The sequence below is a fragment of the Parabacteroides sp. AM08-6 genome (assembly GCF_003473295.1).
Lineage (GTDB): Bacteria > Bacteroidota > Bacteroidia > Bacteroidales > Tannerellaceae > Parabacteroides.
Window position 1 is genome coordinate 155864 of sequence record NZ_QRMP01000002.1, and the last position, 16613, is coordinate 172476.

General features: G+C 40.2%; 17 protein-coding genes and 4 tRNA genes. 7 read left to right on the plus strand and 14 right to left on the minus strand.

Annotated elements, in window-relative coordinates:
- Nucleotides 1-10: 10 nt before the first annotated feature.
- From DW103_RS02460 to DW103_RS02480, 5 genes are all read right to left on the minus strand, one after another.
- Complete coding sequence (locus DW103_RS02460) at nucleotides 11-406, minus strand: hypothetical protein (protein ID WP_122274083.1); 396 nt, start codon at nucleotides 404-406, stop codon at nucleotides 11-13.
- Nucleotides 407-478: 72 nt separating this feature from the next.
- Nucleotides 479-1780, minus strand: a complete 1302-nt coding sequence (locus DW103_RS02465) for a hypothetical protein (protein WP_122274084.1) — start codon at nucleotides 1778-1780, stop codon at nucleotides 479-481.
- 434 nt (nucleotides 1781-2214) lie between these two features.
- Nucleotides 2215-2289, minus strand: a tRNA-Val gene (locus DW103_RS02470).
- A 27-nt stretch (nucleotides 2290-2316) separates the two neighbouring features.
- Nucleotides 2317-2391: transfer RNA gene (locus DW103_RS02475), tRNA-Val, on the minus strand.
- A gap of 27 nt (nucleotides 2392-2418) precedes the next feature.
- Nucleotides 2419-2493 (minus strand) — tRNA-Val (locus DW103_RS02480).
- 167 nt (nucleotides 2494-2660) lie between these two features.
- Here DW103_RS02480 and purB point away from each other — a divergent pair.
- The 3 genes from purB to asnS all read left to right on the plus strand — a co-directional run bounded on the left by purB (nucleotide 2661) and on the right by asnS (nucleotide 7052).
- A complete protein-coding gene (gene purB / locus DW103_RS02485; RefSeq protein WP_122274272.1) occupies nucleotides 2661-4004 on the plus strand; it encodes an adenylosuccinate lyase in 1344 nt (447 codons plus the stop codon).
- Nucleotides 4005-4065: 61 nt separating this feature from the next.
- Nucleotides 4066-5580: a pseudouridine synthase gene (locus tag DW103_RS02490; protein ID WP_122274085.1), complete on the plus strand. Its 1515-nt coding sequence runs from the start codon at nucleotides 4066-4068 to the stop codon at nucleotides 5578-5580.
- Between the two features lie 65 nt (nucleotides 5581-5645).
- The gene (gene asnS, locus DW103_RS02495) at nucleotides 5646-7052 is read left to right on the plus strand and encodes an asparagine--tRNA ligase (protein ID WP_122274086.1); all 1407 of its coding nucleotides are present in this window, start codon (nucleotides 5646-5648) and stop codon (nucleotides 7050-7052) included.
- 53 nt (nucleotides 7053-7105) lie between these two features.
- Here asnS and DW103_RS02500 read toward each other — a convergent pair whose 3' ends face one another.
- Nucleotides 7106-7579 (minus strand): Lrp/AsnC family transcriptional regulator, encoded by a 474-nt coding sequence (locus tag DW103_RS02500; protein WP_122274087.1) that lies wholly within the window; start codon nucleotides 7577-7579, stop codon nucleotides 7106-7108.
- 147 nt (nucleotides 7580-7726) lie between these two features.
- On the opposite strand from DW103_RS02500, the gene DW103_RS02505 reads away from it, so the two are divergent.
- A complete protein-coding gene (locus DW103_RS02505; protein ID WP_122274088.1) occupies nucleotides 7727-8278 on the plus strand; it encodes a GNAT family N-acetyltransferase in 552 nt (183 codons plus the stop codon).
- 61 nt (nucleotides 8279-8339) lie between these two features.
- On the opposite strand, the gene DW103_RS02510 is transcribed toward DW103_RS02505, so the two are convergent.
- From DW103_RS02510 to DW103_RS02545, 8 genes are all read right to left on the minus strand, one after another.
- On the minus strand, nucleotides 8340-8807 hold the full coding sequence (locus DW103_RS02510; RefSeq protein WP_122274089.1) for a biopolymer transporter ExbD: 468 nt from the start codon (nucleotides 8805-8807) through the stop codon (nucleotides 8340-8342).
- Complete coding sequence (locus DW103_RS02515) at nucleotides 8807-9400, minus strand: biopolymer transporter ExbD (RefSeq protein WP_122274090.1); 594 nt, start codon at nucleotides 9398-9400, stop codon at nucleotides 8807-8809. The genes DW103_RS02510 and DW103_RS02515 overlap by 1 nt, the downstream gene beginning before the upstream one ends.
- A 31-nt stretch (nucleotides 9401-9431) precedes the next feature.
- The gene (locus DW103_RS02520; protein WP_122274091.1) at nucleotides 9432-9905 is read right to left on the minus strand and encodes a hypothetical protein; all 474 of its coding nucleotides are present in this window, start codon (nucleotides 9903-9905) and stop codon (nucleotides 9432-9434) included.
- A 9-nt stretch (nucleotides 9906-9914) separates the two neighbouring features.
- Nucleotides 9915-10661, minus strand: coding sequence for a MotA/TolQ/ExbB proton channel family protein (locus DW103_RS02525; RefSeq protein WP_122274092.1), 747 nt, complete (start codon nucleotides 10659-10661; stop codon nucleotides 9915-9917).
- Between the two features lie 84 nt (nucleotides 10662-10745).
- A tRNA-Ser gene (locus DW103_RS02530) sits at nucleotides 10746-10833 on the minus strand.
- 147 nt (nucleotides 10834-10980) lie between these two features.
- The gene (locus DW103_RS02535) at nucleotides 10981-11766 is read right to left on the minus strand and encodes a TatD family hydrolase (protein ID WP_122274093.1); all 786 of its coding nucleotides are present in this window, start codon (nucleotides 11764-11766) and stop codon (nucleotides 10981-10983) included.
- 1 nt (nucleotide 11767) lies between these two features.
- Nucleotides 11768-12742 (minus strand): polyprenyl synthetase family protein, encoded by a 975-nt coding sequence (locus DW103_RS02540; RefSeq protein WP_122274094.1) that lies wholly within the window; start codon nucleotides 12740-12742, stop codon nucleotides 11768-11770.
- 79 nt (nucleotides 12743-12821) lie between these two features.
- Entirely contained in the window at nucleotides 12822-13511 is a 690-nt protein-coding gene (locus tag DW103_RS02545; RefSeq protein ID WP_122274095.1) for an energy transducer TonB, read from the minus strand.
- Nucleotides 13512-13734: 223 nt separating this feature from the next.
- Here DW103_RS02545 and porQ point away from each other — a divergent pair, with 223 nt between their 5' ends.
- The 3 genes from porQ to DW103_RS02560 all read left to right on the plus strand — a co-directional run bounded on the left by porQ (nucleotide 13735) and on the right by DW103_RS02560 (nucleotide 16568).
- Nucleotides 13735-14727: a type IX secretion system protein PorQ gene (gene porQ, locus DW103_RS02550; protein ID WP_122274273.1), complete on the plus strand. Its 993-nt coding sequence runs from the start codon at nucleotides 13735-13737 to the stop codon at nucleotides 14725-14727.
- A gap of 292 nt (nucleotides 14728-15019) precedes the next feature.
- Nucleotides 15020-15718, plus strand: coding sequence for a (d)CMP kinase (gene cmk / locus DW103_RS02555; RefSeq protein ID WP_199652946.1), 699 nt, complete (start codon nucleotides 15020-15022; stop codon nucleotides 15716-15718).
- The gene (locus DW103_RS02560; RefSeq protein WP_122274097.1) at nucleotides 15696-16568 is read left to right on the plus strand and encodes a 4-hydroxy-3-methylbut-2-enyl diphosphate reductase; all 873 of its coding nucleotides are present in this window, start codon (nucleotides 15696-15698) and stop codon (nucleotides 16566-16568) included. Before cmk ends, DW103_RS02560 begins: the two co-directional genes overlap by 23 nt.
- The last annotated feature ends 45 nt before the right edge of the window (nucleotides 16569-16613 follow it).

Consider the following 16613-nt stretch of genomic DNA (forward strand, 5'->3'; position numbering starts at 1 on the left):
ATTTACAAAATTAAGAACCACTTCCACTACCAGATGGCACGCTAGGACAATTTTGAGGGACACATAATTCTTGTCCATTTATAAAACAACGGACATTTGAATCACTTGATGCATACTCCCATCTTCCATTTCCATCTGCATAAAATTGTATGTTTCCCAAAATTACCAATCCAAAAGGCTCTGTTTTTCCTGAATAAACACACTTACTAGGTTCTTTCCGATAATACATTTCTCCACTTGTAGTTGCACCATCTCCTCCAGAGACAGAACAACTCTGTGCTAATACTTCAGCATGTAGAGAATTGGTCGTTACACCATAATCTCCCCATGCATACTGCAAATTTGCAAAGACGCCTATCATGAAAGCTGTAGCTCCCATTAGGCCTAAAATTCTTTTCTTTTTCATGATTTACTTTTTTAAATTAATAATAGATTATATTTAATATACCGGTAATTAAATATTCGGTTTCTCAATGTATCATCGGATTCTCATCTCCTCAAAATTCAATGATGGATAGTTCTTCATGTCTTCACGAGTCTTTAATAACTCTCGAAGATTTGCTTTTAAAGTATCTGTGTCTTTCCATTGACGACTATAGATATTTGTATAGAGACCTAAATAGCATATATAAGTCAGCAATAAAAAAGATAATCCATAAACTTTTTTATTGTTTTTTATTTTTGACAAGGATGTTACGAAGTAATAGGATAATAAAAATGTAAATCCTATACATGAAACATATACATATCGGTCTGCAACTATTGCGAAACGTGATAAAGAGATTATGTGAAGTGCCACTCCTACATGGGCAGTGAAAAATAATATTGAAAATATCAGTATTGAGTTTTTCCTGTTGCCATATAAATAGAACAACACAAACAATATTATAAAGGGATACATCCAAAATCTTGCAGGTAAAGGTTCTCCCGGTTGCATTGGGAAAGGATACAAGTATGATAGTTTAAATGGTAACATGCATTTGACAAAATATTCAAAAAGAGTATAACAAGCAAACACTAAGCGATATCCCATTGGGTAACTAGGCCTATTGCCTTGTTCTCCCTGTGATTGTATTGTTAACAAACCGAAAAACAAAGCAAAAAGGAAAAATGGTATCTTCTCCATCCATATTTGCTTATTCTTTAAATCCCTTTTTACAAAATAGTCTATAAGAAGTAAACATATAGGCAAAGTTACAGCCTGTTCTTTTCCGCCAAAAGATAATATGAAGAATAGAAAAGTCAAACAATAATAACGTGCCTTGCCTTTTTCTATATATTTTAAATAGCTCAATAAAGATAGAAGATAAAAGAAAGAATATATCAGAACTTTAGATGCACTTATCCAAGCTACAGATTCGACATTAACAGCATGTATGCCAAAAACAAACGACGTTAGAAAGGATATGTATAGGATTTTGTCTTCTGAAAGCTCACCTCTCAGGGATAAAAGTCGTTTTATAAATACATAAATCAATAAGACATTCGCCAAATGCCAAATTAAACTTGTTGTGTGAAAAGCTAATGGGTTATAGCCAAAAACGGAATACAATAATAAGTAGTTCAATTCATTTACAGGAGCATACTGTCCGTGGTAAAAATCGGTCAGAATATGATACAAATTGTCAAATGTTAAGCCTCCGGAGGTATAAATATTCATTGCTACCCACTGGTCATCCCAGAAGTACAAAAAATCATTCTGAAATACCGGAAAGTATACGACTACCACAGAAATGAGTAATAGTAAACAATTTAATCGTTGGTTTTTTAGAAGTTTCATTTTTTACTTATTAGATTTAAGTATTTAGAGAACATCCTCTATATAGGCAAACACATTTTTTTGCCCTATCCCTAGCGGAAAAAGTGACTTTTTTTACTGAATGCTCCAAAATAAACATTGTTTAACTTATGCGCGCTTGTTTCAGGGGTAAAAACAGGGTAAATCTTAAAATATATGACATAGAGAAAATACAAGAGGTCAACAGAGGAAGTATTTTCTAAAGATTAGGATCGTGCTATTTTATATGATATTCTTCAAGTGAATCGTGTTTTATAGGTAATCTAAAAAAAGAGGTACATTCTTTTATTGGAGTGTACCTCTTTGTGTGTTATCATTTTGCATAATAAAACAATAATAAAAATAAGGCTTAATTGTGTTGGTTGGGAAAATAAAAAAGCAACCATGTTGTCATGATTGCCCATTAATAGTAGTCGTGGGCGTTGACGGATTCGAACCGCCGACCCTCTGCTTGTAAGGCAGATGCTCTGAACCAGCTGAGCTAAACGCCCGAATATGAAATCAATTTGCTTGGAGAGTGGGCGTTGACGGATTCGAACCGCCGACCCTCTGCTTGTAAGGCAGATGCTCTGAACCAGCTGAGCTAAACGCCCAAAAAGAAATCAATTCGTTATGAAAGGTGGGCGTTGACGGATTCGAACCGCCGACCCTCTGCTTGTAAGGCAGATGCTCTGAACCAGCTGAGCTAAACGCCCTTTCGTTATTCATTATGTTATAGTGCCTTATCTCTCTAAAGCGCTGCAAAGATACGGCTTTTTTTATTACCTCCAAATTTTTGTAAGAAAAAGTCGAAAAAAAGTTCTTTGCTGACTATAGATATTAAGAATTATAGTAACTTTGCAGCTCTATATTAATAATGTATATGATATTTTCGACACTGACAGCAATTTCGCCTGTAGATGGGCGATATAGAAATAAAGCCGAGAACTTGGCGGCTTACTTTTCAGAATATGCACTCATTAAATACAGAGTGCAGGTAGAGATTGAGTATTTTATTACTCTGTCTGAATTTCTTCCGCAGCTTCAAGTATTGGCTACGGCTGAAAATAAAGAAGCTTTGCGGAAAATTTATCGTGAATTTTCGATAGAGGACGCTGCTCGTATCAAAGAGATAGAGAATGTCACCAACCATGATGTGAAGGCTGTCGAATATTTTATTAAAGAACAATTCGATTTGCTGTCGCTGGAAGCATACAAAGAATTTATTCATTTTGGGTTAACTTCGCAGGATATCAATAATACATCTGTCCCGTTGTCAATAAAGGACGCATTGAATGATGTATATTTTCCCAATCTTCAGGAAGTGATTGATTTATTAAAGCAATATGCTGAAGCATGGTCGGATATTCCAATGTTGGCCAAGACGCATGGACAACCGGCTTCTCCAACGCGTTTGGGAAAAGAAATCATGGTGTTTGTTTACCGTTTGGAACAACAAGTGGCTTTGTTAAAGGCTGTTCCTGTTTCTGCCAAGTTTGGTGGAGCTACTGGGAATTTTAATGCTCATCATGTTGCTTATCCCGGCTATGACTGGAAAGCATTCGGAAATAAGTTCGTAAATGAAGTGTTGGGTTTAAGCCGTGAGGAATGGACGACCCAAATTTCGAATTACGATAATCTGGCTGCTATTTTTGATGGAATGAAGCGGGTGGATACTATTCTTATTGATTTATGCCGGGACTTTTGGCAGTATGTGTCGATGGAATATTTTAAGCAGAAAATTAAGGCCGGAGAGGTCGGGTCTTCTGCTATGCCTCATAAAGTGAATCCGATAGATTTTGAGAATGCTGAAGGTAATCTCGGCATGGCTAATGCTATCTTGACCCATCTGGCGATGAAATTGCCTATTTCGCGCTTACAGAGGGATTTGACCGATTCTACGGTTTTGCGTAATGTGGGCGTACCGATGGCTCATATTGAAATAGCGTTCAAAAGCTTAACAAAAGGGCTGGGTAAATTGTTATTAAACGAAAATGCATTATACCGGGATTTGGATCAATGCTGGGCTGTTGTTGCTGAAGGTATTCAGACAATTCTTCGTCGCGAAGGATATCCGAAACCTTATGAAGCGTTGAAGGCATTGACCCGTACGAATGAAGGTATTACAGCTGAGTCTATCGGTAATTTTATCGAAACATTGCAGGTAAGTGATGCTGTTAAAGCTGAATTGAAGGCGATTACGCCACATAATTATACAGGTATTTAGTGAGAAACAATGTGTAGCCGTGAGGTTACCGATTATTTAACTATCATTTAATTATCAACAAATGAGCACAGAAGAAAGAGATGAATCTCAACCGCGTCCAAGAAAGGTGATACCAAGTATCAGACGAGAAAACACAGACCAGGATTCTGAAAGAAGACCTTACAATCAAGGTTATAACAGACCTGAAGGAAACAACTATGAACGGAGACCATATAACCGGCCTAATCGGGATGACCGTGGCGGTTATAATTCTTATGGGGACAACCGCTCTTCGTATGGTGACAGACCTAGCCGGCCGCGTACGTATGATAACCGCGAAGGTGGTTATAATAAACCGTATAACCGCGACAATGGTGGAAACCGTAGCTATGGCAATTCGAACAGAGACGGAGGTTATAATAGCAGACCTTCTTATGGTAACAATCGTCCGTATGGTAATAACGATCGTCCTTCTTACGGTAATAATGACCGTCCTTCTTACGGTAACGACCGTCCTTCTTACGGTAACGACCGTCCTTATGGAGGTGGCCAATATAACCGTCCTGTCCGCCCTAATTATGAAGACAGGGGAAAGGCTTATTCTGCGACACCGGATGGCGAAGGTACATCAGGAGAAGTAAAGAAGAGAAGACCGCGTGTTGGTGATACTCGCGTGAATTCGTATGACAGCCGTGATAATCGTGGGCAAGGAAGGCCTTCATACGGTAATAATAATCGTTATGGAAATAATGGCGGAGGCCGTGGTGGTTTCAATAACAGACGTCCGAATAATAACCGTCGTACCGGAGATTATAATCCGAATGCCAAGTATAATTTCCAGAAACAGCTGAAGTATAAAGAAGTTTTAGCGGATCCGAACGAACCCATCCGTTTGAATAAATTTTTGTCTAATGCAGGTGTATGTTCACGTCGTGAGGCGGATGAATTTATTCAGGCAGGGGTTGTTAAGGTGAACGATGTGGTTGTTACTGAATTGGGTACTAAAATTACACGTCAGGACAAAGTTCTGTTTAAAGAACAGCCGGTACAGATTGAAAGTAAAGTCTATATTGTGCTGAATAAACCGAAGAATTGTGTAACGACATCAGATGATCCGCAGGAACGTTTGACCGTTATGGATTTAGTTAAGAATGCTTGCCAGGAACGTATTTATCCGGTAGGTCGCTTGGACCGTAATACAACGGGCGTGTTGTTATTGACAAACGATGGCGACTTGGCTTCCAAATTGACTCATCCGTCGTTCAAGAAAAAGAAGATTTATCATGTTTGGTTGGATAAGAATGTTTCAATCGAAGATATGGAAAAAATAGCTAACGGATTAGAGTTGGAAGACGGAGAAATCCATGCCGATGCGATTAGTTATGCAAGCGAAGATGATAAGAGCCAGGTGGGAATTGAAATTCACTCGGGCCGTAACCGTATCGTCCGCCGTATATTCGAGTCACTGGGATACCATGTGGTAAAACTGGACCGTGTATATTTTGCCGGACTGACCAAAAAGAACTTAGGACGTGGTAAGTGGCGTTATCTGAACGAGAGAGAAGTTAACGCGCTCCGCATGGGTGCTTTTGAATAATATAAAGTTTAGCCGGTTTGAAATGCCGGCTAACTTATTTTGATTATCTAAGAAAAAATATAGACATGGAAACAATTAAAAGAACAAAGATTGTAGATGTACTAAAAAGCGATGCTTATGGTACGACCGTTAATGTAAAGGGGTGGGTCCGTACTCGCCGTGGTAGCAAACAGGTTAGCTTTATTGCTTTGAATGACGGTTCTACAATAAATAATGTTCAAATCGTTGTAGACGTGGAAAAGCTGGGCGAAGAATTTCTGAAGCCGATTACGACAGGTGCCAGTATCAGTGTAAACGGAACGTTGGTTCAGTCTCAGGGGAAAGGTCAGAATGTAGAAATTCAGGCAAATGAAATTGAAATTTATGGAACAGCCGATCCCGCAACTTATCCTTTGCAAAAGAAAGGGCATTCCATGGAATTTTTACGTGAAATTGCTCATCTTCGTCCGCGTACAAATACGTTTGGTGCTGTATTTCGTATACGGCATAACATGGCGTATGCTATTCACAAGTTTTTCCATGACAGAGGCTTTTTCTATTTTCATACCCCACTTATTACGGCTTCGGATTGCGAAGGAGCCGGGCAGATGTTTCAGGTTACAACTCTGAACTTATATGATTTGAAAAAGGATGAAAATGGCTCTATTATCTACGATAACGACTTCTTTGGAAAACAGGCAAGTTTGACTGTTTCCGGACAGTTGGAAGGAGAATTGGCTGCGACAGCTCTCGGACAAATTTATACGTTCGGTCCGACTTTCCGTGCGGAGAACTCAAATACTCCACGCCATTTGGCTGAATTCTGGATGATAGAACCGGAAGTGGCTTTCAATGATATTCTGGATAATATGGAGCTGGCTGAAGACTTTATTAAATATTGTGTGCAGTGGGCTTTGGATAATTGTATGGATGATATTAAGTTCCTGAACGATATGTTTGATAAGGGCTTAATAGAACGTTTGGAGGGTGTTTTAAAAGATAGTTTCGTTCGCTTGTCTTACACGGATGGTATTAAAATCCTGGAAGAGGCAGTTGCAAAAGGTCATAAATTCGAATTCCCGGTTTACTGGGGAGTTGATTTGGCTTCCGAGCATGAACGTTATCTGGTTGAAGACCATTTTAAACGTCCTGTCATTCTTACTGATTATCCGAAAGAAATCAAGGCATTCTATATGAAGCAGAACGAGGATGGCAAGACCGTTCGTGCGATGGATGTGTTATTCCCGAAAATTGGTGAAATAATCGGTGGTTCTGAGCGTGAGGCTGACTATGATAAGTTGATGGCGCGTATCAATGAAATGGGTATTCCGATGAAAGATATGTGGTGGTATTTGGATACTCGCCGTTTCGGAACAGTGCCTCATTCAGGATTTGGTTTGGGCTTTGAGCGTTTGTTATTGTTTGTGACAGGAATGACAAATATCCGCGATGTGATACCTTTCCCACGTACACCTAAAAATGCAGAATTTTAAATTTGATTTAACCGATAAGGAAAGTCCTGAGCTCCGAAAGTTCAGGACTTTTTTTAATCTTCTTCTTCCAAATCGATAGGGATTTGCCTCTTAAATGCTTCTTTAAAGGATATCAGTGATTCTGTGCGCGCCAATCCTAATGGCTGAAGTTTATTATGGATAATACTTAGCAAGTGTTGATTATTCTTGGCATATATTTTAATAAACAAATCATATTGCCCGGTTGTGTAATGGCATTCTACAACCTCCGGTATTTCTTTCAATGCTTCCGTAACTGAAGGGAATTGTCCGGGAGATTTGAGGAAAAGTCCCATATAAGCACATGTTTCATACCCGACTTTTGTATTATCTACGATAAACTCAGAACCTTTAATCACTCCTAAATTTGTGAGTTTTTGTATCCGCTGATGGATTGCGGCTCCGGACACATTGCATTCTCTTGCTACTTCCAAGAAAGGCATACGCGCATTGCCTATAATTAGTTTTAATATTTTTTCATCTAATTCGTCCAGTTGATGGTGTGCCATAATTTCTGTATATTTGTATATCTGTATATTTCGAATATTACATTCTTGATACAAATATAATTAATCTATAATGATTGTTGTATATTTTTCTATGATTTATTTTAGTTTGTAACATTCTTTTTTTATAATCTTTAATTTTATAATCTTATGGATATGAATTCAATTGTTATATGCAAGCCGGTCAGAGACTGTTCAGAGCCTTTATTATCTTCTGTGGAGAAAACATACAATGCTTCTTTTCCAGAAGCTGAACGACGGGATTTTGCTTTAGTACGAGAATTGGTCGAGAGGGAACCTCGATTTATCATATATGCTTTGTTGAAAGATGATGACTATGTCGGGTTTATCTCTGGATGGCTTTTTGATGGTTTTACTTATGTCGAACATTTTGCTATTGACGAATCTGCCCGGAACGGGGGAATAGGGGCCAAGGCCATGAAACAGTTTTTGGCCTTTTGTGGAACTCCGGTTGTGTTGGAGGTGGAAATGCCTGTCGATGAGATGAGTAAACGTAGAATAGGCTTCTATGAACGCTTAGGGTTTGTGTTGGATGACCATGTTTACCGCCAACCTCCTTATCGTGCTGGTGAAGATTGGCTTGAAATGCGGTTAATGTCTTTTGGTGATATTAGTCTGGAAGAGTTTTTCGAGCAAGTCAGGGACAATCTGTATGAGAATGTTTATGGAGTGAATTTGTAATAGATAAAATAAAAGGCGGAATTTAAAAAAATCCCGCCTTTTATAATAATTCTATTTCCGATTATTCGACAGCTTGACGTGCCGAGTAACTAATCTTCAAAGCGTATGCTTCACGAAGTGCCTGTTTTACGTCTGTGATAATACCCATCTTGGTTTCTTTATCCGCCTTGATGGATACAGTCATAAATGGCTGATCTTCCTCATTCATACTTGACTTTTCCTGAGCAATGTAATCCTGGATTTGTGATATTTCAGCGAACTGGTCGTTCAACTGAAGACGACTCTCACTACCCATCTTTGCTCTCAATTCCGGAGTCGGTCTACCTACGTAGAGGAATGTAACCAACGATTTCTTTTCCAACTTCTGGAGTTCAGTAGCTTCCGGAGCACGGAATTCAACTTTCAACGTTACTTCACGCATGGATGTTACCATCATGATAAAGAACAAGAAAGCAAACACCAAGTCAGGTAATGATGATGTATTTAATTCGGGCATTTCTCTTCCGCCCGCATTGCTAAATTTTCCCATTACTTTTTCCCTCCATAATTTTTAGGTTCTGCTTCGGATATCTTCTGAGGATAAATCATCTTTACAGCGCTTTGTTGTTCTTCTTCCAATTCGGCAAACGTTTTCCCGAATTTCTGTTTTGATACTTCATCTCTCAGTTCATTGTAGGCCTTAGCCAATTCGTTCTGAACACTGATGTAAGATTGGTATTCAGTTCCACGGTCATTCTGTAGGGAGATTACATGGTTTTTTGTAACCTGCATCTTTCCAAAAAAAGGAACATCAACTTCGACTCTTTCGGGTTTATGTTCGTCATTATAAGAATTTTCAATGAACTCTTTAACCTTATCTTTCAATTGCTTGATTTCGATGGGTTCACCACCACAAGAAACTTGATTGCTACTGTTTATCAGTACAACCAGCAGGTTTCTTTTTTTAATCTCTGTCTCTTCGTCTTGCTTTTGATCTTTGGGTACAGGTTGGGGCAAACGTCTTGCCAAACCTTTATCTGTATCCATTGACGTAGTAATAAGGAAGAAGATAAGCAACATGAAAGCAATATCGGCTGAAGAAGTCGCATTCATTGCAGGAACTTTTCTTTTTTTCTTTGCCATATTAGCTTTTGTTTTATCGATTCGTTATTACTTATTTATTCAATAGCTTTTTTACGGAACCTGCCACAACTGCGAGAACGATTAATACCAACAAAATACATGTTGAATAAATCCACATATCAGTAACTTTCAACCAGAAAGGCACGTTGAATTGAGCAGAGTCTGCATTAATTTTTGCTAACGGTGTCGTATCTCCTATGGAATAAGTGATGAACAACATAATAGCAAATAAAACTAATACAATAAGAGAAGTGATTGCTGATTTAGGATTTGTTTTCAATAAAGAAACGAACTGCCAAATAGCAAATATCACAGCACATGCAATTGTTACACCGAACAGGACGTACATCCAGTTCAGTAAAAGGCCTGTATAGATAGGCTCCTTGTTTTCAACAGCAGGGTCTACGACACCTCCTGCGTAGAAGATACCTAGTACGACAATTGAGATGATAGCAGATATCAGCAATGTCCAACTAGATATTTTTCTTATTTTAGTAACAGCCATAAGTCTTAATTATTTTTTGAATTTAAGGTTGTATTTGATAACCATGTCAAGTAAAGATATTAAAGCATCTTCCATTTGGTTCAGGATAGCTTCCAGCTTGCTCAGCAAGTAGTTATAGAATACCTGAAGAATCAATGCTACAACCAAACCACCTACTGTTGTAATCAAGGCCACTTTCATACCACCTGCTACAACCGTCGGGCTGATATCACCAACTTGTTCGATTTTATCGAATGCCATAACCATACCTACTACAGTTCCCAAGAATCCTAATGACGGTGCCATTGCAATAAACAATGTAATCCAAGACATATTCTTTTCCAAAAGACCACCTTGAACACCACCGTAAGAAATAATTGATTTTTCAACAACATCGATACCTTGATCAATTCTCATCAGACCTTGATAAGCAATAGAAGCAATAGGACCTCTTGTGTCGCGGGCAATAGCTTTTGCACCTTCAACGTCACCTTTATCCAATGCATCTTCAATGCCTTTCAAAAGTTTGCTGGAATCTGTTTCAGCTAAGTTAAGATAGATAATTCTTTCGAGACAAAAAGCCAAACCTAAAATCAATGCGATAGCAACCAAACTCATGAAGTTTGCACCACCTTCGATAAACTTCGTTTTCAAAGCTTGGTACATACCGCTTTCTACAACCTGACCGGCTGCTCCAGCTGCTTCCTGTGCGAATGCTACAGTAGAGATTCCAAGGGCACATAATCCCATGAACGTTTTTGCAAAATACTTTTTCATTGTGTGTTTAATTTTTAAGATTAATAATTCTCTTATTTGTTTTTGTTTTTATATTTAATAATTAATAATCATGGTATTTCTAAGCGGAGAGAGCGGGATTCGAACCCGCGAAACCCTTTAGGGGTTTACACGCTTTCCAGGCGTGCCTCTTCAACCACTCGAGCATCTCTCCAGAATCACCCCTTGTCTCTTCTAAAACGGGTGCAAAATACGAAAAAAATCGCATATACAAACGTTTCAGTGCACAAATCTATAGTTTTTGGTTGATATATGCACAATATCTGGCGGAATAAATTTTCAATACATGTGAATTTTACGACTATATCGTTTTATTCGCAATTTTGAACAATTTCAAGGCGTTCTTTCTTGTAATATATACAGTTTCCTCAAGTGTCAATTTGTAAATGTCTGCAATTTTCTCTGCCGTCCTCCAGATGTAGACAGGTTCATTTCTTTTACCTCTGTAGGGAACCGGGGCCAAATATGGGGCATCGGTCTCCAGAACTATCTGATTGATACTGGTTTGCTGGAGTATTTCGGATAATTTGGAGTTCTTAAATGTAATTACTCCGTTAATTCCTATTTTAAAATTGGATAATTTCTTTATTTCCTCCAACTCTTCTCCTGTTCCGGTGAAACTATGAAATACTCCTTTCAGTTTCTCTGCATCTATCTTGTAGATGGAATCCAATACTTCCGGGTAGGCATCACGGGTATGGATGGCTACAGGGAGATCCAGTTCTATGCTCCAACGTAATTGTTCTTCAAAAACAATTTTTTGTTCTTTGAGATAAGTCTTGTCCCAGTATAAGTCAATTCCGATTTCTCCTATGCCATAGTAGGGGCGCTTACTTATATGGGCTTCTATTTGACGAAGATTTTCGGAATAGTTGGCATCCACACTTGTGGGGTGAAGACCCATCATTGGAAAAGCAAAATCAGGATAACGGTCACAAAGGACATGCATGCGTTCCACGGTCGACAAATCTACATTAGGAAGGAGTAACGTATCGATGCCGGATTTTTGAGCTGCAACGATTAACTCATCCTGTTCCGGATCAAAATCATCCAGATAGATATGGCAGTGTGTGTCTATTAATTTCATATTAATATTGTCGGTTCATTAAATGGGCACAAACTTCTTTTAAGATTGTCAATTTTTCAGGAGCTACGCTTAGTGCATCTAGATAAGCTATTGCTTGTTTGTTGTATGTTTGTATTTTTTGTTCCGATAGTCTTTTTAAATCTAATTGATTGTAGATAGCTGTAATGGCATTGATTTTTTCTATCGGACTAAAAGACGTTCTACTCATCCAGTCGTTTAGCTCTTTTTTCTGTTCCGGATTTGCCAAGCGTAAAGCATTAATCAGCATGAATGTTTTCTTGTTACACAAAATGTCGCCACCGATGTTTTTGCCAAAGGTCGCGATGTTGCCATACACATCCAACAGGTCGTCTTGTAGTTGGAATGCCAAACCTATGTTGATGCCGAACTGGTACAAATGTTCCGCATCCGCATGGGAGGCGCCTCCCAATATAGCTCCCATTTTCAAAGCGCAGGCCAGTAACACGGCTGTTTTCAGCCGAATCATTTCTATGTATTCATCTTCCGTAACATCCGTGCGTGATTCAAATTCCATGTCATATTGCTGGCCTCCGCAAATCTCAAGGGCTGTGGCGGTAAATATATTTAAGACTTCTTTCAAGTGGGCTGGCTCTGTTTCGCCGATTAGCTGGTAGGCTGTAATCATCATGGCATCGCCGGAAAGAATGGCTGCATTGGCATTCCACACTTTATGGACAGTCGGTTTATTTCTTCTTTTGTCGGCTTCGTCCATCAAATCGTCGTGCAATAAGGTGAAATTATGAAAAACTTCCAGCCCTATTGCCGGTCTCAATGCGTTTTCAATATTTTCTTTATACAAATTGCAGGCCATTAATACCAGTGCCGGACGAATACGTTTTCCTCCTAACGACAGGATATATTTTATAGGTTCGTACAAACTTTTTGGAGGATAGGGGTACTGAAGTTCGGCAATTTCATTCTCTATTTTCCGTAGAACGTCATTGAAAGTAAACATACATCGGTTTATTATAAATGGGATAAAACAGAAGAGGCTGCGGTCTAACAGCAGCCTCTTCATTCATATTTATATATTATTATTGTAGTCTGAATACTACAGGCACTGAGAAACTAACACGTACGGGTTTACCTCTTTGTTCTCCCGGTGTCCATTTCGGCATCGTGCTGACTACACGAAGAGCCTCTTTGTCTAGTGATGGGTCTACACCGCGTATAACTTTAATGTCCACGATAGAACCGTCTGTGTTTACAACGAATCCAACAGTTACACGACCGTGTATACCATTTTCCTGAGCGATAATCGGATAGTTGGTGTTTTTATTCAGATATTTCGTCAACGCAGCCGCTCCGCCCGGAAATTCAGGCATTTTCTCCACGATTTGAAAAATATGATCTGCAGACTCTTCTTCTTCTTCGACTACTGCAGGCGGTACATAGGTGTCTACCTGTGCAGCTCTCGCATCGTCTTCGGACGATGCGATATCGACATCATCCAACTCGACGTCATCTTCAACAACGGTTAAAACTTCAGCTACTGGTGGAGGAGCTGGTAATGGAGGTGGAGGGGTTTGTTCCTCCGGCCTCGTGATTTCAATCTCATCTTCCACGAGAATATCGCCCACGCCTTGGTCTGTGGCGATTTCGATATCGCGGTTGCTCCATTCGAAGCCTACGAACAGGACTGCAAGTCCGACAATCATACCCATCAGGATACTCATCGACTTACCTCTTTCCAGGTCCGCTTTTGGTGATTTCTTAACTTCCATATACTTATTTGTTTATAAAAATGTGTCTTTCAATAGCGCAAAAGTATGAATTATTTTCAATATTACGATGTATCATGCGAAATACTATTGCATTTTTAATTTTTTTTTGATGCCGAATAAAAATAATCGTCTTCATATACCTTTTCTGTGTTTTTTCCGTTTCTGTAATTGGAACGTCTCGTTCCGGTTTTTATTTATCTTTGTAGGCATTTTGATGACATATATGAGAAATATTATACTTGTACTATTCTTTTGTTCCTTTTTGCAAACGGCTGTAGGGCAAAGCGGGGAGGAGGTTTTCACGTTTTTGCGTTACCCGTCGTCGGCCCGTGCGAATGCCTTGGGCGGGCACTCTGTCTCATTGGTGGAAAGAGATCCTTCCCTGATTTTTCATAATCCGGCCTTGTTGGGAGCGGAAATGGATGGAATGGTCAATCTGAATTATATGAATTACATAGCCGACATCAATGTGGGAAGTGCTCTTTTTACTAAAGCATTCAAGGAAAAAGGGGCTTGGGGTGTCGGAGCTGTCTTTTTTAGTAACGGTAAAATAAAGGGGATGACGCCGGAGCAGGTGTCTATCGGGGATATTTCCGCGAAGGATATTCAGATGAGCGGCTTTTTCTCTTACGACCTTTCTACGAAGTGGCGGGGCGGAGCTTCCCTGAAATTCCTGTATTCGAATATGGATATCTATTCGTCCGTCGGCTTGGCTGTCGATGCCGGACTAAGCTATTATGATTCGGAAAAAGAGTTCTCTTTCGGATTCGCTTTTAAAAATATCGGGGCGCAGCTGACTGCTTATGAAGATGAGCGGCAGAAAATGCCTTGGGACATACAGATGGGCATCACAAAACGGATGGCACATGCGCCAATCCGCTTGTCGCTGACGGCCATGTACCTGAACCGCTGGAAATTTAATTATATAGACGATACCGATAAGGAGTATGATGGTGACAGCTTTTTCCAAGCGTTTATCAAGCATTTTGTTATTGGCATCGATTTTGTCCCTTCCGAAAACTTCTGGGTCGGCGTGGGCTACAATCCTAAAACATCCCTGGATATGAAATTGCAGGGTGGAAACGCCCTTTCCGGTTTCTCCGGCGGTGCAGGCGTAAAGATTAAAATGTTTGATGTGGGTGTATCGGTCGCTAAATATCATCCTTCTGCATTATCTTTTATGATGAGCGTCTCCACTACAATCGGCGATTTCTAATCGTTCTCTTTTTTCATCCTATCTTTTATCCTTTTCCCTATTATCTTTTAGCCGATAGAGTGCGTTCTATTAGTTGTTCGCCAATTGGTGAACGATCGTCCGCCAATTGACGAACGATTGTCCGCTGGTTGGCGAACGGTCGTTCGCTTGCTGGCGAACAACTAATGGGATACGACGAAAGCCTTACTTTATACCGACGAAAACCTTAAAAGATAGTAATGAAAAGAGAAGAAGATAGTAATCTGTCGTATCTTTGCGGAAACATATATATATTATAGGAATGGAAAACCTGATGAAAACAAAAAAGATTATAATCGCGATAGACGGAGTATCCTCTACCGGCAAAAGCACGATGGCAAAGGATTTGGCAAAGGAATTGGGGTATACATATATAGATACGGGCGCTATGTATCGTGCCGTTACCTTATATAGTATTCAACATGGATTTTTTGCAGACGGGCAAATTGACGAAGCGAAGTTGCAGGCAGCTATTGCCGATATCGAGATTTCTTTCCGTTTTAATCCAGAGACCGGCCGGCCGGACACTTACCTGAACGGTGTGAATGTGGAAAAAGAAATTCGGGGAATGGAGGTGGCCAACCTGGTAAGCCCGGTTGCCGCCTTGGGGTTTGTCCGCCGCGCCATGGTAGCCAAACAGCAGGAGATGGGAAAGGCGAAAGGAATAGTCATGGACGGACGGGATATCGGAACGGTTGTTTTCCCGGATGCCGAACTGAAGATATATGTGACGGCAAGTCCTGAAGTACGTGCCAAGAGGCGCTTGGATGAGCTGAAAGCCAAAGGCGAGACGGCCTCTTTCGATGACGTGCTGGAAAATGTAAAGATGCGCGACCATATTGATATGACCCGCAAAGAAAGCCCGCTCCGGAAAGCGGACGATGCGTTGGAATTGGATAACTCCCGGATGACGATTGCCGAACAAAAAGAGTGGTTATTGGAAAAATACAATGATAGAAGTAGAAATAGATAAAAGCTCCGGTTTCTGTTTCGGAGTCGTGACCGCTATCGAGAGTGCCGAACGTGAACTAAAAAATACGGATACGCTTTATTGCCTGGGTGATATTGTGCACAACAGCCTGGAGGTGGAGCGGCTCGAAGCCTCCGGATTGCGTACTATCGGGCATAAAGAGTTTGAGAGGCTGAAAGGGAAAAAAGTATTGCTTCGTGCCCACGGTGAACCTCCCTCTACTTATGAAATAGCCCGGCGGAACAATATCATGATTGTCGATGCGACCTGTCCCGTCGTACTCCAGTTGCAACGTAAAATACACAAGTGCTACGAAGCGACACGAGGTGATAATACCCAAGTTGTGATATATGGGAAAAAAGGGCATGCTGAAGTAAACGGCTTAGTCGGACAAACGGAAGGAACGGCAATCGTTATCGAAAAGATACAGGACTTGGAGAAGCTGGATTTTTCCCGGAATATTTGCCTGTTCTCGCAAACCACCAAGTCGCTGGATGGTTTTCGGGAGGTCGTAGCTGAAATACAACGCCGCATTGCGGATAACGTAACGTTTGAATATTTCGACACAATCTGCCGCCAGGTAGCCAACCGGTTGCCGAATATTCAGGCTTTTGCCTCAAAGCATGACCGGATATATTTTGTGGCCGGAAAGAAAAGTTCGAACGGGAAAATGTTGCTCGAAGAATGCCGGAAAGCGAATCCGAATACTCTTTTTATATCGGAAGCAAAGGAAATAACGGAACCTTTGCCGCCCGGAGTGAACAGCGTAGGCGTATGCGGGGCCACTTCCACCCCTAAATGGCTGATGGAAGAGGTGGCTGTACGTATTCGAGAATTGAATGCCGGACGTTGATATAGGCTGTTAAGATTGCGTGAAGTTTGATAAAAAAGGCATATT